Source organism: Lelliottia sp. SL45 (assembly GCF_026672535.1).
GTDB lineage: Bacteria > Pseudomonadota > Gammaproteobacteria > Enterobacterales > Enterobacteriaceae > Enterobacter > Enterobacter nimipressuralis.
Window position 1 is genome coordinate 1,719,514 of record NZ_JAPPRH010000003.1, and the last position, 19,228, is coordinate 1,738,741.

Here is a 19,228-nt window from a genome sequence, read left to right on the forward strand (position 1 = left end):
GGCGTCAGCTCAGGCAGAAGACGGGACTATAGCGCGTTGCGCCAGTGTTGCTCACCGGACAGCAGGCAGAGGGAGGTGGAAAATACAGCGGTGTTATTTGAAAAGTACGTCCTGAACAGATTGTCCATAATATTACAATTATCCGCGGTATTGCTTCTCGTCATTGCGGATGAAAATTGTCCTCGGTAGTTAAACACGCCTGATTTGTACCATAAGCTAAGGATTTACTCAAAACATTTTCAATTCTTTACCCTGCCCGTTTTATTTTCGTTCGCATATAAAATGCGCGTTGCCGTTATTATCATTATTATAAATAAAAAGCGTCACGCGGGAACTCACATGGCTAAGCCCATCATTACACTGAACGGACTGAAAATTGTCATCATGCTCGGCATGCTGGTGATCATTCTTGCGGGGGTACGTTTTGCCGCCGACATCATTGTGCCCTTTATTCTGGCGCTGTTTATCGCCGTGATCCTCAACCCGCTGGTGCAGCGCATGGTGCGCCTGCGCGTCCCGCGGGTGCTGGCGATTACGCTGCTTATCACGGTGATTATTCTGGCCATGGTGCTGCTGGTGGCGTATCTGGGCACCTCTCTGAACGAGCTGGCGCGCACTTTGCCGCAGTACCGTTCCTCGCTGGTCGTGCCGTTACAGCATCTCGAACCCTGGCTGCAGCGCGCCGGGATTGAAGTCTCCGTAGAAGAGTTGCTGAAGTACATCGACCCTAATGCCGCCATGACGCTGGTGACGGCGCTGCTGTCACAGCTTTCGAGCGCGATGACCTCGATTTTCCTGCTGCTGCTGACGGTGGTGTTTATGCTGATTGAAGTGCCGCAGCTGCCCGTGAAGTTGCAGCAGATGATGTCCCGCCCGGTTGAGGGGATGGAGGCGATTCAGAGGGCGTTGGACAGTGTTTCGCGCTACCTGGTGCTGAAAACGGCCATCAGTATTGTGACGGGTCTGGTGGCGTGGGCCATGCTTGCCGCGCTGGACGTGCGCTTCGCGTTTGTCTGGGGGCTGCTGGCCTTTGCGCTCAATTATATTCCCAACATTGGCTCGGTGCTGGCCGCCATACCCCCTATCGCTCAGGTGCTGGTATTTAGCGGACTGTACGATGCCCTGATCGTGCTGGCGGGTTACCTGGTGATAAATCTGGTGTTCGGCAATATTCTCGAACCGCGCATGATGGGGCGTGGGCTGGGGCTGTCCACGCTGGTGGTCTTTTTATCGTTAATCTTCTGGGGCTGGCTGCTCGGCCCGGTCGGGATGCTGCTCTCCGTGCCGCTGACCATTATCGTGAAGATTGCCCTCGAGCAGACGGTGGGCGGCCAGAGTATTGCCGTTTTGCTGAGCGACGTCAGCCATCGCTGATCGCAAACACCGGCTTCGCGATCCTGCCCGCCTCGCGGTAATACGCCAGCGCCGGACGCCACTCTGTAAGGGAAAACAGCGTGGCGTCGCCGCCGTGGCTGGCCTGCAGTTTCGGCCAGATTTCACGAAACTCCCCCTGCCACTCGGCCACGCTCATTCCGGCCAGGTAATTACGGATATGAAACCAGCGCACCTGCGGCTGTTGCCGGAACAACTTCCCGGACAGCAGACCGTAGCTGACAAACACGCCTGCCGCAGGCAGCGTATTCAGGATCTGCTCGGCCACCTCGCCACCCGTGGCGTCGAAGACAATATCCGTCTCTTTGGCGATGGCGTGGATCGCCGCCGTGTCATGGTGCGATATTGGCGTGATCCCCCGCGCTGCCAGCCGGTCGGCGTGAACCATTGAACGATGAATGCCGTACACGGATTCGGCCCCCGCCTGAAGCGCCCACAGCCCCAGCAGGAGCGCACAGTCCGATCCGGCGGCCGTCAGCAGCACGCGTTTTCCTCGTGGCGGAGAGTGTTTCAACATCAGCTGCGCGGCCAGCGGGTTGATGTACGCGCGCGCGGCAAGCACGGAATCGATAAAGTCGGGCACAGGAACCGCCAGATCCGCCGGGCAATCCACCACCTGCTGCCAGGTTCCTTGTCCGCGCAGCGGCAGCACACGTTTACCGGTCCAGTCGGGCGGCCCGTCAATCACCACCCCAACCCCCTCGTAACCTGCAATGGCAGGCAGCGGCGTGCGATGGCGATAAGCCCCGGTGATGGGAATCAGATCCGAGGCGTTGACCGGCGCGAACAGCATCTGCACCCGTAGCTGGCCGGGAGTCAGCGGCCCGCAGACGGAGGATTCCAGGTGCAGCACCGATTCCGGCTCACCAAAACGGCGATACATTAGCGCAACGTTGTTCATCAGCGGCCCCGAGCAGAGTTAAACCGCACGAGTTTACTGTCTCGCGCGACGAGGGAAACGACTATTTTGCCACAGGCAAATCGGCGTAGCGTGTCGTATACCCCGGCGACAGCATTTCGCGTTTCATCGCCCAGCTTTTCTGGCTGCCCTGACCGGCAAACCAGACCGTTCCGCGCCCGGAGAGATTGAGCCGATCGATAGTCTGCATCAGCGCCTGGCTGTTGTTTCGCGGCTGGTATTCATCAAACAAATTCAGCTGCGCGACCCCCTGGCTGAAAAAATCGCTCAGCATCACCCCCGCTTTCATATAGCGAAAACCGTCCTGCCAGATCCGCTCCAGCGCATGGCTGGCGACGCGGATGATATCGCGCGTGTCATTCGACGGGATCGCCAGACGACCGCTGGCCTGAGGGCCATAAAACACTTCATTTTCCGCGTGCGGGCTGGTGCGCATAAACACGCTGATCACGCAGCAGAACTGCTTTTCTGCCCGCAGCTTCTCGGCGGCACGTTCCGCGTAAGCGCACACCGCCTGCTGCATCTCGCGGTACTCCGTAATGCGGTGCCCAAAGGAGCGGCTACAGATGATCTGCTGTTTCGCTGGCGCGAATTCATCGATCTCCAGACAAGGCTCGCCGCGCAACTCACGCACCGTGCGCTCCAGTACCACATTGAAATGTTTACGGATCACCCAGGTTGAGCACTCCGCCAGCTGCAGCGCGTTTTCAATGCCCATCTGATTGAGTTTTTTGCCGATGCGCCGCCCCACGCCCCACACTTCGCCCACCGGCACCAGCGCGAGCAGCTTTTGCTGACGATCCGGATCGGACAGATCCACCACGCCATCGGTCTTGCGCCAGGTTTTGGCCGCAAAGTTGGCCAGCTTGGCGAGGGTTTTGGTCGGCGCGATACCGACGCCAACGGTCAGCCCGGTATTTTTCAGGATCTGCTCGCGGATCTGACGGCCAAACGTCTCAAGCGCGATGCAGTTGGCCACGCCGGAGACATTAATAAAGGCCTCATCGATGGAGTAGACTTCAATCGCAGGCGCCATCTCCGCCAGGATCGTCATCACGCGATGACTCAGGTCTGCATACAGGGCGTAGTTGGAGCTAAACACCGCCACTTTTTGCCGCCGCAGTTCGTCTTTAATCTTGAAGTAAGGCGCGCCCATCTTGATGCCGAGCTTTTTGGCTTCTGCCGAGCGGGAAATTATGCATCCGTCGTTGTTGGACACCACCACCACCGGTTTGCCCTGCAGATCGGGGCGAAACACCGTCTCACAGGAGGTGTAGAAGCTGTTGACGTCAACGAGCGCGAACATGTTTGTGCGATTTCACGGTGTGCGTTACCACGCCAAAGAGCTGCAGCTCGTCCTCTGACTGGAAAACGATGGGAGAATAGTGCTTGTTGTGCGGCAGCAGATGGAGGTACGGGCGGGTGCGCAGCTCTTTCACGGTGAACTCCCCCGCAATCGCCGCCACCACAATATCGCCATGTTCCGCCGTTAACGATCGGTCGATCACCAGCAGATCCCCGTCGCCAATCCCTGCGCCGATCATGGAATCTCCGCTCACTTTCACAAAATAGGTCGCACTGGGGTGTGCGATGAGCAGTTTGTTCAGATCGAGACGATCTTCGACATAATCCTGCGCGGGACTGGGAAACCCGCACGGGACGCGCTCCAGGAAAAGCGGTAATTCGATGATTTCTTTATGTTCACATGAAAAAACAGGATTCATGATAGCCAACCCGATAATAACTGTATATAAATACAGTATTATGCATTTAGCGATCAGATCAAGTCGATTCTGGCCCGCGAAAATGAAGCCGTTGAAGTCACACGGAATTTAAAAAGGAGAGATCATGCTGAAAGTCATCGCGGAAGATTTTATTAAACCGGAAGCCATTGAGACCGTACTCCCGCTCTACCGCGCGCTGGTGGAGGCCACCAAACGGGAGCCGCTGTGCATTGCCTACGATTTATATGTGGACGAGAAAGATGCCGGGCATTTTGTTTTTATCGAAGAGTGGCCGGATCGCGCCGCGCTGGATGCGCATTGCGCGAGCGAACACTTCAGACGGCTGGTGCCGATGATTAACCAGCACCAGCGAAAAGCGCCAACCTTTATTCTGATGGGCAGTTTCAGCCCTACAGTTTAAACGTGAAATCAGCGATATACCGCTCGCCGCCTTCGGCAATCGCCTTCGACAGCTTCTTGTAATAACGCTCAACGCCGTAGGCTTCGATGTGCTGGATTTGAGCGCGAACCGGCGCGCAAAACAGCTCGGGATTACCGGCCCCCACTCTTTTGCTGTTGGGCGGCAGCTCGGACGAAATCGCTTTAAACCAGGTGCGCACGGCGCTCTTCAGCGTGGCGGGCACTTTGGCGACGTCATCGATGCCCGTCAGCACCTGCACCGTGGGAAACTGGTTGGCCTCGACCGCTTTTTTGAGACGGTTAAAGAACTGGCTGAATAATTCAAATGAGCTTAAATCAGAAATCTTCTGTTTCGTGGAGCCACGGGTTTTGCTGGCCGCTTTCGCACCGCTTCTCCCGCGTTGAGGGCTTTCTTCGAGCTGCAAATCAAACAGCAGATTGCAGTGCTCCCGACGTTTTTTCACATCGGAGAACATCTCCAGAAACGTAGAGATAAACTGCGGCGTCATCAGATCGTGAAGCTCATGGTTCACCAGCCACTGGGAGCGCGCAAACGCGCCAGGTGTAATGAACCAGTCCGGTGTGTCGGTGAAGCGCCTTGACCGACCTTTGCTGTCAAATTCGACGAACTCTGCCCCGTTCGCAAAGGCGAAACGGCAGTTCTTCAGACTGATGATAGTGTGGTTCATGATCAACGCATCTTTGATAAATTTGGCTACCACCGCACTCATCACAAAAGCGGTGTGCTTATCATCACGGATGACATACTTCAGATCTTCGACAGACTTCACGCCGGGTTCAAGATTATCGAATTCCAAGAAAAGGTGATACATGCCGATGACTTCCTGATAGCGCCAATCCGCAAAGGATAACACAGATTAATAATGGGGTTGTTAATTGCCAGTATCCCTTTGCAGACACAACATACACTTCATGCACACTACAACAAAAAACATAGCACACTAACAAAAATAAAAATCATCACTTCACATAAAAAATAGACACTACAAACTCACTAAAATAAAACTTTTTCAGAATTTTATGCTGTTTTTACGCCCGCTCTTGCAACCGTTCTTTGCAGAAATGTTACATCTTTCACGCCCTCTCTCAGGCGCACTATCGGCGAAAAATGGGACTTTCCGATTTTTAAGTGCATAAAAAAGCATTTTATTGCATAGGTAAAGATCCCACGTTGAGGTGATGTTTAATTGTTTACATCCCTGTAATTCATTGAGCAGATTTATGATTAAGCCAGAAGCTCTCACGCAGGACCCCACCCCGAGAATGGAAGCGTTTACACACTATGCAAAACCGGATGATTATTTTCCGCTGTTTTGCACACTTTCCATACTCAAGCCTTTCCCCTTTCAAATGAAAATCAGCACAAAAACCAGGCGCGTTTTTAACGGATTTAATACAAATTAAACCGCAGTTTCAGAAAGTTGACTTGTAATCACTCTCCACGCATATTTCACAGCACGAATTAACAAGACAACGTTTGGAGGACTTGAGCAATGCCAAGCCGAGATTACCCGGACAAGCGTGTAGCACGCGGTACAGCAAAGGATGCTAACTTAAAAATGTTGAGCGCGAGGATTGAATCCACGCTGGTCGAATATGTCAGAGCCACAGCGTATGAAACGCGGCTGAGTAAGCAGGAAATTATCGCTGAGGCGCTAGAGCTGCACAGAAGAAGCCGAATGACGGAAGCGGCCACGGAATAAAGGCGTGGCCGCCGGTTTACCTGGACAGAAGGGGTTATTCCGCCAGCGCGTTCAAGGCAGCCAGGGCGTCATCCGGCAGCACCAGATCGCCAGCTGCCAGGTTTTCGCGCAGATGCGCCACCGACGACGTGCCAGGAATCAGCAGGATATTCGGCGAGCGTTTCAGCAGCCATGCCAGTGCAACCTGCATTGGCGTGGCACCCAGTGAATCAGCAACCACCTGAAGGCCGGACGATTGCAGCGGCGTGAATCCCCCCAGCGGGAAGAACGGCACATAGGCAATCCCCTGCTCCGCCAGCTCATCGATCAGCGCATCGTCGCTACGATTCACGATGTTGTAGAGATTCTGCACGCAGACAATCGGCGTGATGCGCTGCGCCTGCGCAATTTGCGTGGCAGTAACATTGCTCAGCCCAATGTGTCGTACCAGCCCCTGACGCTGTAATTCCACCAGCGTAGTTAAAGGTTCTTCGATCGATCCCTCTGCAGGGCCGTGAGCGCTAAACATAATGCGTAAATTCACCACATCCAGCACGTCCAGCTGCAGGTTTCGCAGGTTATCGTGCACCGCCTGCGTCAGCTCCTGCGCCGAAAAGGCCGGCAGCCAGGAGGCGTCAGTTCCGCGACGGGCGCCAATTTTCGTTACCAGCGTCAGATCGTCACGGTACGGGTGCAGTGCTTCCCGAATCAGCTGATTGGTCACATGCGGGCCGTAGAAATCACTGGTATCAATATGATTCACCCCAGCCGCCACCGCTTCGCGCAGCACTGCCAGCGCAGCCGCTTTGTCTTTTGGCGGACCAAATACACCGGGACCAGCAAGCTGCATCGCGCCATAGCCGAGTCGGTTAACCGTGCGAGTCCCTAACGTATAACTGCCACTTTTCTCAATACGGGTCATATGCGTCTACCTGTCTGACTGCCAATTAAGCAGTAGTAAAATTAAAGTTTAGCCCCACTACGTCGATAACAATGATGCAACTTCTGCACATCAAATGGGCTTCCGTCATGCTGAAAAATCTGCACGTTATTACCGGGATTGTCTTTGCTCTCACTATATTCTGCCTGTTGCAAGTCGTCACGGGGGGATTGTTTTATTCCGCTGTCAGCAATGACCGTCATAACTTCCAGAACTCAGGCAACCTGAATGCACAGCAGGAGAGCCTGAGCGACAGCGTCAACACGTTGGTCAAAACCCGCGTCACGGTGACGCGCGTCGCCATTCGTTATCTCAAAAATCAGCGCGACCCGGCCTCTCTGGCGGCGATCAATAAGCTGCTCGGTAACGCCAGCGATTCCCTGACCAAAGCGGAAAACTACTACAGCGCCTGGCAGGCCATGCCTCCGGTGAAGGGCCAGCGCCCGGAACTCACGGCTGAAATGCAAAAAGCCTACACCCAAATGCATGAGGTGATGCGCCTGTCGATTGAGTATCTGCGCGCGGATAACTATCAGGCGTATGGCGATCTCGACGCGCAGCTGGCGCAGGATGGAATGGAAGCCGTCTACACCCAATGGCGGGCGGAAAACAACACCCTGCTGAAAGCGGCGGCTAAAGAGAACCAGAACAGCTTTACCCATATGCAGTGGACGCTGGGCACCATTTTCCTGGTGGTAGTGGCGGTACTGATTGTGTTCTGGCAAGGATTACAGCACCTGTTGCTGAAACCTCTGCGCAGCGTGATGAATCATATCCGTACCATCGCCAGCGGCGATTTAACACAAGCTATTTCCATCGACAGCCGCAACGAGATGGGCCAGCTGGCGGCCGGGCTGCATGAGATGCAGACGTCGCTGGTTACGACCGTCAGCGCGGTGCGCGGCAGTACCGATTCTATCTACACCGGCGCGGGCGAAATCGCCGCGGGCAGCAATGACCTCTCGGCCCGTACCGAACAGCAGGCCTCTTCGCTGGAAGAGACGGCGGCGAGTATGGAAGAGCTGACGGCGACGGTTAAACAGAACTCAGACAACGCGCGCCAGGCGACGCTGCTCGCGAAGAACGCGTCGGAAACGGCGGATCGCGGCGGGCGTGTAGTGGATAACGTAATTCGCACGATGACCGAAATTGCCGACAGCTCCCAGCAAATTGCGCACATTACCAGCGTGATCGACAGCATCGCCTTCCAGACGAATATTCTGGCGCTGAACGCTGCGGTGGAAGCGGCGCGAGCCGGTGAACAAGGGCGCGGATTTGCCGTGGTCGCCGGGGAAGTTCGCACCCTGGCGAGCCGCAGCGCACAGGCGGCGAAGGAGATCAAAGCGCTAATCGAAAATTCCGTCAGCCGGGTGAATACCGGCTCCGGTCAGGTGAGTGAAGCCGGGGAAACCATGAAAGAGATCGTCGCAGCCGTCACCCGCGTAACCGATATTATGGGTGAAATCGCGTCGGCGTCCGATGAGCAGAGTCGCGGTATTGAGCAGGTGAGTCTGGCGGTTTCGCAGATGGATAGCGTAACGCAGCAAAACGCCGCGCTGGTGCAGGAGTCCGCTACGGCGGCAGCGGCGCTGGAGGATCAGGCGGAACAGCTGCGCCAGGCCGTCGCCGCATTTCGTCTGAACGTGCAAACGAAGACGATCTCCCCGCGCGCGGCAAACCTGAAAACACCGCAGGTATTACGCCCGGCGGCAGCCTCCGCCGGAGATGGCAACTGGGAAACTTTTTGATGCACTTAGCGGCTGCGCTTCGCGTGCCGCTCCCGGTTCTCCAGCTTAGCGTCGTCCGATTTTTGTAAGGCTACATAGCACGCACCGCTGCCGCCATGATGGGGCAGCGCAACGCAAACGGCCTGCACGGCGTCGAATTCCGCCAGCCAGCGCGCCAGGTAGCTGCGCACGATATTGGCATGCGAGCCCTCTTCACGGCCCTTGCCGTGGATGATAATCAGATTGCGTAAACTGTCCTGCTGCGCCTGCTGAATAAATGCAAACAGCATCTGACGGCACTGCTCCACCGGCTGGCGTAATAAGTTCAGGCTGGCCTGACGCGGGTATTTACCGGTGCGTAGCTTATCAATGACTCCCCGCTGAACGCCTTCGCGCTGAAACATCAGCGGTTCGGAAAGCGGCAGCACATCGAGGAAGCCGAGGGTGAGGAAGTTATCAAGTTGGGTAGTGTCGATACGCTGACGGGCACGCGGATTGCGGCTCGGTTGCCAGTTAATATCGGTGCTGCGCTTCAGCGGCTGGACATCATCCATGGCGTCAAGAAAAAGCGATTTGTCGTCAGGTTTCATGGTGCTCCTCCCGCTACATCTGAAGGCGTACTATACCTGCGCCCGGCGAGCGTCTCAATATCAGCCGAGCGCCCTGAAAAAATAATAACGCGCAGATATGTATTAAAAAAGCTAATAGATAATCATGAAGCCGCCTTAAAATAAATTTAACAGGTGATTAAGTGTACAGTTTAAGTTAAAAATAAGTTAAATCATGCACTCCGATCACTTTATTTTTAGAGGAAAGCTGTTATAACTAAATAAACCTGCAACACGGATAATAAGCGGGACTTGCACAAGGATGCACTGCTGTGTGTACTGTAGGGTCTGTCCGATGTCGGCAGGCTCTATTTTTTTATTTCTTTTCGTTGAACATTATTCCACGTGCGTGTCTTCTGAACTGCGTTATTAATGACGCCGTCAACGGTGTTTGTCGGGAATCACGTCTTTGGATTAAATAATAAGCGGCTTTGGGTAATATTTCTTCAACCGGCAACATCACCAGACGGTGCGCCAGCAGAGGGTCGCAGCCCAGCTCCTGCGGCAAAATGCTCAAAAAATCGCTTTGCGCCACCAGGCTAATACAGGACGAAAATGTTTCACACACTACGCCAATTTGCGGTATTTGTGAGCGATGGCGGAATATGTCTTCAAGTTGTTTGTAATAACTTCCGCGCGGCGTGGGCATCGTCCAGTTATAATTCATAAGCTCACTAATGGATTTTGCGCCAATCGCCGGATGACCTTGCCGACAAAATATGGCGAAGGGTTTTTCGAACAGTTTTTCAAAGGTAAATTCGTGATCGTAAGGTCCCTGATAATAGGTATTGATGGTGAAATCCAGCTCTCCCTGGCGTAATTCGTTGATCATCGACACCAGCTGCCCTTCCATAATTCGCACTTTCACCTGCGGATGCTGCTCGTGAAAACGGGTGATCACCGCAGGCATTAACGTCCGGGCCACGCTGGCTCCCATCCCGATATTGATCTGCCCGCCCTGCAACCCCTGACGCTGGCGAATATCATCCTGCGCGGCGCGCAGCTCTTCGAGGATCAGGTTGGCGTGCTGATAGAAACTCTCGCCGCATTCCGTCAGCGCCACGCCTTTACTGCGCCGCACAAACAGCTGCGCCGCCATCCCCTCTTCCAGCTCTTTGATGGATTTGGTTAACGCCGGTTGCGACAGATTCATCGCCCGGCTGGCACCACGAATACTGCCCTGACGCGCCACTTCGACGAACGCGCGGATCTGATGAAATTTGACCTGAAATGACATAGCCCGACCGATAACCGTTGTTTATCAGAGTAAAGAAATTGTCATCTACTTTAATGGAAATGGATGTGCGAGGGTAATTCCGGAACGGTTAAAACTGTGAAAAATTGGTTAGTGATAAGTAAAAACTATCACAGCGTGAAGCAGTTCACATATTTTCATGATGACAGGAAGAGAGATGGATTCATTGACACAATCCCTTCAAAAATTAATGCCTCAGCTGACAACATGGCGTCGTGATTTTCACCAGTATGCCGAATCCGGCTGGGTGGAGTTTCGCACCGCCGCAAAAGTCGCGGAGATCCTCGATAACCTGGGCTATACGCTGGCGATGGGCCGTGATGTGGTCGATGCCGACAGCCGAATGGGACTGCCCGACGCGGACACGCTGGCCGCGGAATTTGCCCGCGCCCGCCAGCAGGGCGCGCCAGAGAAATGGCTCAGCGCCTTTGAAGGCGGCTTCACCGGCATTGTCGCCACGCTGAACACCGGTCGTCCCGGGCCGACTCTCGCGTTTCGGGTGGACATGGATGCGCTGGATCTCAGCGAAGCCCTCGACGACAGCCATCGCCCGTTCCGCGACGGTTTTGCCTCCTGCAACCCTGGGATGATGCACGCCTGCGGCCACGATGGTCATACCACCATCGGCCTTGGGCTGGCGCATCTGCTGAAGCAGAACGAATCCCGGCTGAACGGCACCCTTAAACTTATCTTCCAGCCCGCTGAGGAAGGCACGCGCGGTGCACGCGCCATGGTGGCTGCCGGAGCGCTGGATGGCGTCGACTATTTTACCGCGATCCACATCGGCACCGGTGTCCCGACCGGAACCGTTATCTGTGGGAGCGATAATTTTATGGCGACCACCAAATTTGACGTCCGTTTCACGGGTGTGGCTGCCCACGCGGGCGGTAAACCGGAAGATGGCCGCAACGCCCTGCTCGCCGCCGCTCAGGCCGCACTGGCCCTGCACAGCATTGCTCCCCATAGCGAAGGGGCGTCACGCGTTAACGTCGGCGTTATGCAGGCGGGCAGCGGGCGTAACGTCGTTCCCGCCAGCGCGCTGTTAAAAGTGGAAACGCGCGGTGAAAGCGAGGCCATTAATCAGTACGTATTTGAACGTGCTCAGGCGGTGATCGACGGTGCCGCTGCGCTCTACGGCGTAAAAGCCGAAATGCGCCTGATGGGCGCCGCGACCTCTAGCGCCCCGTCACCGGCGTGGGTTGACTATCTGCGTGAACAGGCAAGCCAGGTGCCGGGCGTGCGCCAGGCCATCGACAAAGTGAAGGCCCCGGCGGGATCAGAGGACGCCACGCTGATGATGGCGCGGGTGCAGCAGAATGGCGGGATGGCCTCTTATATGGTGTTTGGCACCGATCTGAGCGCCGGTCATCACAATGAAAAGTTTGATTTTGACGAGCAGGTCATGGCGGTGGCGATTGAAACGCTGGCCCGTACTGCGCTCAATTTTCCGTGGACGCGAGGTGTGTGATGCAGGAGATCTACCGTTTTATTGACGATGCGATTGAAACCCGATGTCAGACCTTCACCGATATCGCGGATGAAATCTGGGATCACCCGGAAACGCGCTTTGAAGAGTTCTGGTCCGCCGAACGTCTGGCGAGCGCGCTGGAAGCCGAAGGTTTTGCCCTGACGCGCGATGCAGGCGGTATTCCGAATGCCTTTATCGCCAGCTTTGGCAGCGGCAAACCTGTAGTGGCCCTATTAGGCGAATTTGACGCACTGGCGGGTTTAAGCCAAACCGCGCACTGCGCCACGCCGCAATCAGATACACCCGGCGAGAACGGCCACGGCTGTGGACATAACCTGCTGGGAACGGCGGCGCTGGCAGGCGCAGTAGCCGTGAAAAGCTGGCTGGAAAAACACGGTGGCAGCGGCACGGTGCGTTTTTACGGCTGCCCGGGTGAGGAAGGCGGCTCCGGCAAAACCTTTATGGTGCGCGAGGGGCTGTTTGACGATGTGGATGCCGCCGTGACCTGGCATCCCGAAGCCTTTGCCGGGATGTTTAACGTCAGCACGCTGGCGAATATCCAGGCCTCGTGGCGCTTTCAGGGGATCGCCGCGCATGCCGCGAATTCGCCTCATCTCGGGCGCAGCGCGCTGGATGCCGTTACCCTAATGACCACCGGCACGAACTTCCTCAATGAGCACATCATCGAAAAAGCCCGCGTGCATTACGCCATCACCAACACCGGCGGGATTTCGCCGAACGTGGTGCAGGCTCAGGCCGAGGTGCTGTATCTGATCCGCGCCCCGGAGATGGCCGACGCCCAGCAGATCTACGAGCGTATTGAAAAGATCGCACAGGGCGCAGCGCTGATGACAGAAACCACCGTCGAACGCCGCTTTGATAAAGCCTGCTCCAGTTATCTACCGAACCGCACCCTTGAAGGAGCGATGTACAGCGCGTTGCAGCATTACGGTACGCCTGCGTGGACGGAAGAAGAGCGCGAATTTGCCGCTGAAATTCGTAAAACCCTCACGCCAAACGATCTGCAAAACAGCCTGAAAAATATCGCCGCTACGGGCGCAGACGAAGGTAAAGCCTTTGCCCGTCGACATCATGAGACGCTGCTGGTGGATGAGGTCGCGCCCTACGCCATCACCGATAATGTGCTGGCGGGTTCCACTGACGTGGGCGACGTAAGCTGGAAAATGCCGGTGGCGCAGTGCTTCAGCCCCTGCTTTACCGTCGGCACGCCGCTTCACACCTGGCAGCTGGTGGCGCAGGGTCGCACCTCTATTGCCCATAAAGGTATGCTGCTGGCGGGAAAAGTGATGGGCGCTACGGCGCTGAATCTGCTGCAGGACGCGTCGCTGCTGCAATCCTGCCGGAATGAGTTTGAACAACAGATAAAAGAACGACCGTACGAGTGTCCGATCCCACATAACGTGACACCGTCACCTTTAAAATAATAAAACACGCAAACAACAACACAACAGTCCCGAGGAACGCCCATGAGTATGTCTTCCATACCTTCGCATTCCCCATCCGGTAAGGTCTATGGCTGGGTTGAAAGGATCGGCAATAAAGTGCCGCACCCTTTCCTGCTTTTTATCTATTTGATTGTGATTCTGATGATCGCCACCGCCGTGCTGTCGGCTTTTGACGTTAACGTGCGCAGCCCGGCGGATGGCAGCATGGTGGCGGTGAAAAACCTGCTCAGCGTCGAAGGGCTGCACTGGTTTTTGCCGAATGTGATTAAAAACTTCAGCGGTTTTGCGCCGCTGGGGGCGATTCTGGCGCTGGTGCTGGGCGCGGGTCTGGCTGAACGTGTGGGGTTGTTACCGGCGCTGATGGTCAAAATGGCGTCGGTGGTGAACGCACGTTACGCCAGCTATATGGTGCTGTTTATCGCCTTTTTCAGCCACATTTCCTCTGACGCGGCGCTGGTGATTATGCCGCCGATGGGTGCACTGATTTTCCTCGCCGTGGGCCGTCATCCGGTGGCGGGTTTGCTCGCGGCCATCGCGGGCGTCGGGTGCGGCTTTACCGCCAATCTGCTGATCGTCACCACCGATGTGCTGCTCTCGGGGATCAGCACCGAAGCGGCGAAAACCATTGATACCGCCATGCACGTCAGCGTGATCGACAACTGGTACTTTATGGCAAGCTCAGTGATTGTGCTGACGATTGTGGGCGGCCTGATCACCGATAAGATCGTCGAGCCGCGTCTGGGTACATGGGAAGGCAGCCGTGATGAAAAGCTGGAGGCACTGAGTAAGGAACAGCGCCACGGCCTGCGCATCGCCGGCGTCGTCTCGCTGCTGTTTATCGCGGCAATAGCGCTGATGGTGGTGCCTGAAAACGGTGTCCTGCGCGATCCGGTAAAACACACGGTCCTGCCGTCGCCGTTTATTCAGGGCATTGTGCCGCTGATTATTCTGTTCTTCTTTATCGTTTCTCTCGCTTACGGCATTGCCACCGGCAAAATTCGCCGCCAGGGCGATCTGCCCCATCTGATGATCGAGCCGATGAAAGAGATGGCGGGTTTTATCGTGATGGTTTTCCCGCTGGCGCAGTTTGTGGCGATGTTCAACTGGAGCAACATGGGCAAGTTTATGGCCGTTGGCCTGACCGATGCCCTGGAGTCCGCCGGACTGAGCGGCGTACCGGCGTTTGTTGGGCTGGCGCTGCTGTCATCCCTGCTGTGTATGTTTATCGCCAGCGGGTCTGCCATCTGGTCGATTCTGGCGCCGATCTTTGTGCCGATGTTTATGCTGCTCGGCTTTCATCCGGCGTTCGCCCAGATCCTGTTCCGCGTGGCCGATTCGTCGGTAATCCCTCTCGCACCGGTGTCGCCGTTTGTGCCACTGTTCTTAGGCTTCCTGCAACGCTATAAGCCCGAGGCGAAACTGGGTACCTACTATTCGCTGGTGTTACCGTATCCGCTTATCTTTTTAGGGGTATGGCTGGTGATGTTAATCGCATGGTATCTTGTGGGGCTGCCAATTGGACCGGGGATTTACCCACGGCTTAATTAAGGGACAAAGGATGCTGAGATTACTCGAAGATAAGATTGCCACGCCGCTTGGCCCGCTGTGGATCATTGCCGATGAGCAGTTCAACCTGCGCGCGGTGGAGTGGGAAGAGCACAGCGACCGGATGGTGGAACTGCTGAATATCCACTATCGTGGCGGCTATGAGCGCATCAGCGCGACGAACCCCGGCGGGTTGAGCGCGAAAATGGCGGACTACTTCGAGGGCGATCTCGGCATCATTGATACCTTACCGACCGCCACGGCAGGCACGCCTTTCCAGCGCGAAGTGTGGCAGGTGTTGCGCTCCATTCCCTGCGGACAGATTATGCATTACGGTCAGCTCGCCGAGCAGTTAGGCCGCGCGGGTGCCGCGCGTGCCGTCGGTGCCGCCAACGGCTCAAACCCGGTCAGCATTGTGGTGCCCTGCCATCGCGTGATTGGCCGTAACGGCACCATGACCGGCTATGCCGGTGGTGTGCAGCGTAAAGAGTGGTTATTGCGCCACGAAGGCTATTTGCTGTTGTAGAAATCCAGGCTTTTAGTGCTTAATTTTCTATGATTTAGGTCATTATTCCACAATCAAGCTGTGGAATTTCAAGAAGATGGCGACACAATGTCGCCACTTGCCGCTATTGATGGTTTCCCAGGCTTACGCACACTCCAAAAAGATGTTAAAATTGACCAATATCAATTAAGGCTTGAGCAGACCTATGATCCCGGAAAAGCGAATTATACGACGCATTCAGTCTGGCGGTTGTGCTATCCATTGCCAGGATTGCAGCATTAGCCAGCTCTGTATCCCGTTTACCCTGAATGAGCATGAACTCGATCAGCTTGATAATATCATCGAGCGCAAAAAGCCTATTCAGAAAGGGCAAACGCTGTTTAAAGCGGGAGACGAACTGAAATCGCTCTATGCGATCCGCTCTGGCACCATTAAGAGCTACACCATCACCGAGCAAGGGGATGAGCAGATTACTGGCTTCCATCTGGCGGGCGATTTAGTGGGCTTTGACGCTATCGGCACCGGCCATCACCCGAGCTTCGCTCAGGCGCTGGAAACCTCCATGGTTTGCGAAATCCCGTTTGAAACGCTGGACGATCTGTCAGGCAAAATGCCTAACCTGCGTCAGCAGATGATGCGTCTGATGAGCGGTGAGATCAAAGGCGATCAGGACATGATCCTGCTGCTTTCCAAAAAGAATGCGGAAGAGCGTCTGGCAGCCTTTATCTATAACCTGTCGCGTCGCTTTGCTGAACGTGGTTTCTCCCCGCGTGAATTCCGCCTCACCATGACCCGTGGCGACATCGGTAACTACCTGGGCCTGACCGTTGAAACCATCAGCCGCCTGCTGGGTCGTTTTCAGAAAAGTGGCATGCTGGCGGTGAAAGGCAAATATATCACCATCGAAAACGGTGAAGCACTGGCGGTTCTCGCCGGTCACTCCCGCAACGTCGCTTAAGCCTCGCTTCTCTTCTGCCGGATCGATAAATTTTCGTGATTTATTGATCTGGCAAAACCTTATCCCCTGTTTCATTCAACATATATAGGTTACTCTTTTAATTACAGACTGTGGTGACAGTAGTAAGGAGACCTGTATGGCAAAGTATCAAAACATGCTGGTGGCCATCGATCCTAATCAGGACGATCAACCGGCGTTACGGCGAGCTGTCTATTTACATCAACGGATTGGCGGCAAAATCAAAGCGTTTTTGCCGATCTATGACTTCTCATATGAGATGACCACCCTTCTGTCGCCTGACGAGCGCACTGCTATGCGTCAGGGAGTGATCAGCCAGCGGACCGCGTGGATCCGCGAGCAGGCTAAATATTACATTGATGCGGGGATCCCCATCGACATCAAAGTCGTGTGGCATAACCGTCCTTTCGAAGCCATTATCCAGGAAGTGATCAGCGAAAAACACGACCTGCTGCTGAAAATGGCGCACCAGCACGACAAGCTGGAAGCAGTGATTTTTACCCCAACCGACTGGCACTTGCTGCGTAAATGCCCTTGCCCGGTGTGGATGGTGAAAGACCAGCCGTGGCCAGAAGGCGGTAAAGCGCTGGTGGCCGTAAACCTCGCCAGCGAAGAGAATTATCACAACGCGCTGAACGAAAAACTGGTTAAAGAGACAATCCAGCTTGCCGAACAGGTTAACCATACGGAAGTCCATCTGGTCGGTGCGTATCCGGTTACCCCTATCAATATCGCCATCGAACTGCCTGAATTTGACCCGAGCGTCTATAACGATGCTATTCGCGGTCAGCACCTGCTGGCCATGAAATCCCTGCGCCAGAAATTCAGTATCGACGAGAAAATGACGCACGTAGAAAAAGGGCTGCCTGAAGAGGTGATCCCGGATCTGTCGGAGCATTTGCAGGCGGGGATTGTGGTGCTTGGCACCGTTGGGCGCACCGGTATTTCCGCAGCCTTCCTCGGTAATACGGCGGAACAGGTGATCGACCATCTGCGCTGCGATCTGTTGGTCATCAAACCGGATCAGTATCAAACCCCGGTGGAGCTGGATGACGAAGAAGACGATTGAGAATTATTAAATAGAAAAAGCCGCCAACGATGGCGGCTTTTTTATGCCGGTTTGTCCGGCACTGAGGTTCGTCAAAGGCCCGGCAAGCATGTGCCGCCGGGCGATCGCGCGACTACAGCGCTTTCAGAATCGCGTCCACGCTGGCTTTCGCATCGCCAAACAGCATGTGGGTGTTCTCTTTGAAGAACAGCGGGTTTTGTACGCCAGCGTAACCGGTGTTCATCGAGCGTTTGAAGACGATTACGTTCTGCGCCTTCCACACTTCCAGAACCGGCATACCGGCAATCGGGCTGCCTGGATCATCCTGCGCCGCCGGGTTCACCGTATCGTTGGCGCCAATCACCAGTACCGTGTCGGTGTCGGCGAAATCATCGTTGATCTCGTCCATTTCCAGCACCACGTCATAAGGCACCTTGGCTTCCGCCAATAGCACGTTCATGTGACCAGGCAAGCGCCCTGCCACCGGGTGAATACCGAAACGCACTTTGATCCCACGCGCACGCAGCTTCTCGGTGATTTCCGCCACCGGATACTGCGCCTGCGCCACCGCCATGCCGTAGCCTGGGGTGATGATCACTGAATGGGAGTTTTTCAGCATATCCGCGGTGTCTTCCGCCGTGATTTCACGGTGCTCACCCACTTCTTCGTCACCGCTGGATGACGCGCCGTCCGTACCAAAACCACCGGCAATAACGCTGAAGAACGAACGGTTCATCGCCTTACACATAATGTAAGACAGAATCGCACCCGACGAGCCTACCAGTGCGCCGGTAACGATCAGCAGGTCGTTGCTGAGCATAAAGCCCGCCGCCGCCGCTGCCCAACCGGAGTAGGAGTTCAGCATCGATACCACGACAGGCATATCCGCCCCGCCGATAGAGGCCACCAGATGCCAGCCAAACGCAAGCGCGATAACAGTCATCACCAGCAGCGCGAGCACCTGCATGCCGGTGCTTTCGGTACGCACGAACACCACCAGCAGCAGGAAAGAGACCACCAGCGCCGCGAGGTTCATTTTGTGACGGTTTGGCAGCATCAGCGGCTTAGACGAGATTTTGCCGCGCAGTTTGCCAAAGGCCACGATTGAGCCAGTAAAGGTCACCGCACCGATGAAGATCCCGAGGAACACTTCGGTCAGATGGATATTGACCAGAATCGGTTCCATGCCCGGTTCGTGGTACAGATAGCTGTTAAAGCCGACCAGCACCGCCGCCAGACCGACAAAGCTGTGCAGAATCGCCACCAGCTCTGGCATTTCGGTCATTTCGACGCGTTTTGCCAGGCGAATACCAATCGCCCCACCGATAATCATCGCCACCAGGATCCACGCGACGTTGCCGGTATCCGGCCCGAAGATGGTGGCAATCAGCGCAATCGCCATCCCCGCGATACCGAAGTGGTTCCCGCGCTGCGACGTTTCGTGCTTGGAAAGCCCCGCCAGACTGCAAATAAACAGGATTGCGGCAACAATGTATGCAGCTGTTACTAATCCTCCAGACATATGCTACCCC

18 protein-coding genes are annotated in these 19,228 nt (G+C 55.4%); 9 read left to right on the forward strand and 9 right to left on the reverse strand.

Annotated features, from left to right (window positions below):
• Positions 1–26: 26 nt before the first annotated feature.
• The gene (locus tag OVA10_RS26160; protein ID WP_095281878.1) at positions 27–197 is read right to left on the reverse strand and encodes a protein YdgV; all 171 of its coding nucleotides are present in this window, start codon (positions 195–197) and stop codon (positions 27–29) included.
• Positions 198–339: 142 nt separating this feature from the next.
• Here OVA10_RS26160 and OVA10_RS14340 point away from each other — a divergent pair, with 142 nt between their 5' ends.
• The gene (locus tag OVA10_RS14340) at positions 340–1,374 is read left to right on the forward strand and encodes an AI-2E family transporter (protein WP_100780330.1); all 1,035 of its coding nucleotides are present in this window, start codon (positions 340–342) and stop codon (positions 1,372–1,374) included.
• Here the strand turns inward: OVA10_RS14340 and OVA10_RS14345 are convergent.
• The 3 genes from OVA10_RS14345 to umuD all read right to left on the reverse strand — a co-directional run bounded on the left by OVA10_RS14345 (position 1,361) and on the right by umuD (position 4,035).
• The gene (locus OVA10_RS14345; RefSeq protein ID WP_268196194.1) at positions 1,361–2,293 is read right to left on the reverse strand and encodes a zinc-dependent alcohol dehydrogenase family protein; all 933 of its coding nucleotides are present in this window, start codon (positions 2,291–2,293) and stop codon (positions 1,361–1,363) included. The two genes, OVA10_RS14340 and OVA10_RS14345, sit on opposite strands and share 14 nt — an antisense overlap.
• 61 nt (positions 2,294–2,354) lie before the next feature.
• On the reverse strand, positions 2,355–3,617 hold the full coding sequence (gene umuC, locus OVA10_RS14350; protein WP_100780332.1) for a translesion error-prone DNA polymerase V subunit UmuC: 1,263 nt from the start codon (positions 3,615–3,617) through the stop codon (positions 2,355–2,357).
• Positions 3,601–4,035, reverse strand: a complete 435-nt coding sequence (umuD, locus tag OVA10_RS14355) for a translesion error-prone DNA polymerase V autoproteolytic subunit (RefSeq protein WP_100780333.1) — start codon at positions 4,033–4,035, stop codon at positions 3,601–3,603. Before umuD ends, umuC begins: the two co-directional genes overlap by 17 nt.
• Before the next feature lie 124 nt (positions 4,036–4,159).
• On the opposite strand from umuD, the gene OVA10_RS14360 reads away from it, so the two are divergent.
• On the forward strand, positions 4,160–4,456 hold the full coding sequence (locus OVA10_RS14360; protein ID WP_107703664.1) for a putative quinol monooxygenase: 297 nt from the start codon (positions 4,160–4,162) through the stop codon (positions 4,454–4,456).
• On the opposite strand, the gene OVA10_RS14365 is transcribed toward OVA10_RS14360, so the two are convergent.
• Together OVA10_RS14365 and OVA10_RS14370 are read right to left on the reverse strand one after the other, a co-directional pair.
• The gene (locus OVA10_RS14365) at positions 4,446–5,288 is read right to left on the reverse strand and encodes a hypothetical protein (protein ID WP_268196195.1); all 843 of its coding nucleotides are present in this window, start codon (positions 5,286–5,288) and stop codon (positions 4,446–4,448) included. The two genes, OVA10_RS14360 and OVA10_RS14365, sit on opposite strands and share 11 nt — an antisense overlap.
• A gap of 925 nt (positions 5,289–6,213) precedes the next feature.
• The gene (locus tag OVA10_RS14370; RefSeq protein ID WP_268196196.1) at positions 6,214–7,080 is read right to left on the reverse strand and encodes an aldo/keto reductase family oxidoreductase; all 867 of its coding nucleotides are present in this window, start codon (positions 7,078–7,080) and stop codon (positions 6,214–6,216) included.
• Between the two features lie 107 nt (positions 7,081–7,187).
• Between OVA10_RS14370 and tcp the strand changes: the two genes are divergently transcribed.
• A complete protein-coding gene (gene tcp, locus OVA10_RS14375; protein ID WP_268196197.1) occupies positions 7,188–8,846 on the forward strand; it encodes a methyl-accepting chemotaxis citrate transducer in 1,659 nt (552 codons plus the stop codon).
• 5 nt (positions 8,847–8,851) lie between these two features.
• Here the strand turns inward: tcp and smrA are convergent, their stop codons facing one another.
• Positions 8,852–9,415 carry a DNA endonuclease SmrA gene (gene smrA, locus OVA10_RS14380; RefSeq protein ID WP_100780340.1) on the reverse strand — a complete coding sequence of 188 codons (564 nt, stop codon included), beginning with the start codon at positions 9,413–9,415 and terminating at the stop codon, positions 8,852–8,854.
• Positions 9,416–9,749: 334 nt separating this feature from the next.
• Positions 9,750–10,670 (reverse strand): LysR family transcriptional regulator, encoded by a 921-nt coding sequence (locus OVA10_RS14385; RefSeq protein ID WP_268196198.1) that lies wholly within the window; start codon positions 10,668–10,670, stop codon positions 9,750–9,752.
• 175 nt (positions 10,671–10,845) lie between these two features.
• Between OVA10_RS14385 and OVA10_RS14390 the strand changes: the two genes are divergently transcribed.
• From OVA10_RS14390 to uspE, 6 genes are all read left to right on the forward strand, one after another.
• Positions 10,846–12,156 carry a M20 family metallo-hydrolase gene (locus tag OVA10_RS14390; RefSeq protein ID WP_268196199.1) on the forward strand — a complete coding sequence of 437 codons (1,311 nt, stop codon included), beginning with the start codon at positions 10,846–10,848 and terminating at the stop codon, positions 12,154–12,156.
• Positions 12,156–13,601, forward strand: coding sequence for a M20 family metallopeptidase (locus OVA10_RS14395; protein ID WP_268196200.1), 1,446 nt, complete (start codon positions 12,156–12,158; stop codon positions 13,599–13,601). Before OVA10_RS14390 ends, OVA10_RS14395 begins: the two co-directional genes overlap by 1 nt.
• A gap of 42 nt (positions 13,602–13,643) precedes the next feature.
• A complete protein-coding gene (abgT, locus tag OVA10_RS14400; protein WP_268196201.1) occupies positions 13,644–15,170 on the forward strand; it encodes a p-aminobenzoyl-glutamate transporter in 1,527 nt (508 codons plus the stop codon).
• A gap of 10 nt (positions 15,171–15,180) precedes the next feature.
• The gene (ogt, locus tag OVA10_RS14405; RefSeq protein WP_123428120.1) at positions 15,181–15,693 is read left to right on the forward strand and encodes a methylated-DNA--[protein]-cysteine S-methyltransferase; all 513 of its coding nucleotides are present in this window, start codon (positions 15,181–15,183) and stop codon (positions 15,691–15,693) included.
• 184 nt (positions 15,694–15,877) lie between these two features.
• Positions 15,878–16,630 (forward strand): fumarate/nitrate reduction transcriptional regulator Fnr, encoded by a 753-nt coding sequence (gene fnr / locus OVA10_RS14410; RefSeq protein ID WP_014070017.1) that lies wholly within the window; start codon positions 15,878–15,880, stop codon positions 16,628–16,630.
• A gap of 136 nt (positions 16,631–16,766) precedes the next feature.
• Positions 16,767–17,717: a universal stress protein UspE gene (uspE, locus tag OVA10_RS14415; protein WP_100780346.1), complete on the forward strand. Its 951-nt coding sequence runs from the start codon at positions 16,767–16,769 to the stop codon at positions 17,715–17,717.
• 112 nt (positions 17,718–17,829) lie between these two features.
• On the opposite strand, the gene pntB is transcribed toward uspE, so the two are convergent.
• On the reverse strand, positions 17,830–19,218 hold the full coding sequence (pntB, locus tag OVA10_RS14420; protein ID WP_100780347.1) for a Re/Si-specific NAD(P)(+) transhydrogenase subunit beta: 1,389 nt from the start codon (positions 19,216–19,218) through the stop codon (positions 17,830–17,832).
• Between the last annotated feature and the right edge of the window lie 10 nt (positions 19,219–19,228).

What these genes read in the sequence shown, in the direction of transcription:
- OVA10_RS14340 (WP_100780330.1), top strand. Translation starts at nt 340, where the DNA reads ATGGCTAAGCCCATCATTACACTGAACGGACTGAAAATTGTCATCATG.
- OVA10_RS14345 (WP_268196194.1), bottom strand. Translation starts at nt 2,293, where the DNA reads ATGAACAACGTTGCGCTAATGTATCGCCGTTTTGGTGAGCCGGAATCG.
- umuC (WP_100780332.1), bottom strand. Translation starts at nt 3,617, where the DNA reads ATGTTCGCGCTCGTTGACGTCAACAGCTTCTACACCTCCTGTGAGACG.
- umuD (WP_100780333.1), bottom strand. Translation starts at nt 4,035, where the DNA reads ATGAATCCTGTTTTTTCATGTGAACATAAAGAAATCATCGAATTACCG.
- OVA10_RS14360 (WP_107703664.1), top strand. Translation starts at nt 4,160, where the DNA reads ATGCTGAAAGTCATCGCGGAAGATTTTATTAAACCGGAAGCCATTGAG.
- OVA10_RS14365 (WP_268196195.1), bottom strand. Translation starts at nt 5,288, where the DNA reads ATGTATCACCTTTTCTTGGAATTCGATAATCTTGAACCCGGCGTGAAG.
- OVA10_RS14370 (WP_268196196.1), bottom strand. Translation starts at nt 7,080, where the DNA reads ATGACCCGTATTGAGAAAAGTGGCAGTTATACGTTAGGGACTCGCACG.
- tcp (WP_268196197.1), top strand. Translation starts at nt 7,188, where the DNA reads ATGCTGAAAAATCTGCACGTTATTACCGGGATTGTCTTTGCTCTCACT.
- smrA (WP_100780340.1), bottom strand. Translation starts at nt 9,415, where the DNA reads ATGAAACCTGACGACAAATCGCTTTTTCTTGACGCCATGGATGATGTC.
- OVA10_RS14385 (WP_268196198.1), bottom strand. Translation starts at nt 10,670, where the DNA reads ATGTCATTTCAGGTCAAATTTCATCAGATCCGCGCGTTCGTCGAAGTG.
- OVA10_RS14390 (WP_268196199.1), top strand. Translation starts at nt 10,846, where the DNA reads ATGGATTCATTGACACAATCCCTTCAAAAATTAATGCCTCAGCTGACA.
- OVA10_RS14395 (WP_268196200.1), top strand. Translation starts at nt 12,156, where the DNA reads ATGCAGGAGATCTACCGTTTTATTGACGATGCGATTGAAACCCGATGT.
- abgT (WP_268196201.1), top strand. Translation starts at nt 13,644, where the DNA reads ATGAGTATGTCTTCCATACCTTCGCATTCCCCATCCGGTAAGGTCTAT.
- ogt (WP_123428120.1), top strand. Translation starts at nt 15,181, where the DNA reads ATGCTGAGATTACTCGAAGATAAGATTGCCACGCCGCTTGGCCCGCTG.
- fnr (WP_014070017.1), top strand. Translation starts at nt 15,878, where the DNA reads ATGATCCCGGAAAAGCGAATTATACGACGCATTCAGTCTGGCGGTTGT.
- uspE (WP_100780346.1), top strand. Translation starts at nt 16,767, where the DNA reads ATGGCAAAGTATCAAAACATGCTGGTGGCCATCGATCCTAATCAGGAC.
- pntB (WP_100780347.1), bottom strand. Translation starts at nt 19,218, where the DNA reads ATGTCTGGAGGATTAGTAACAGCTGCATACATTGTTGCCGCAATCCTG.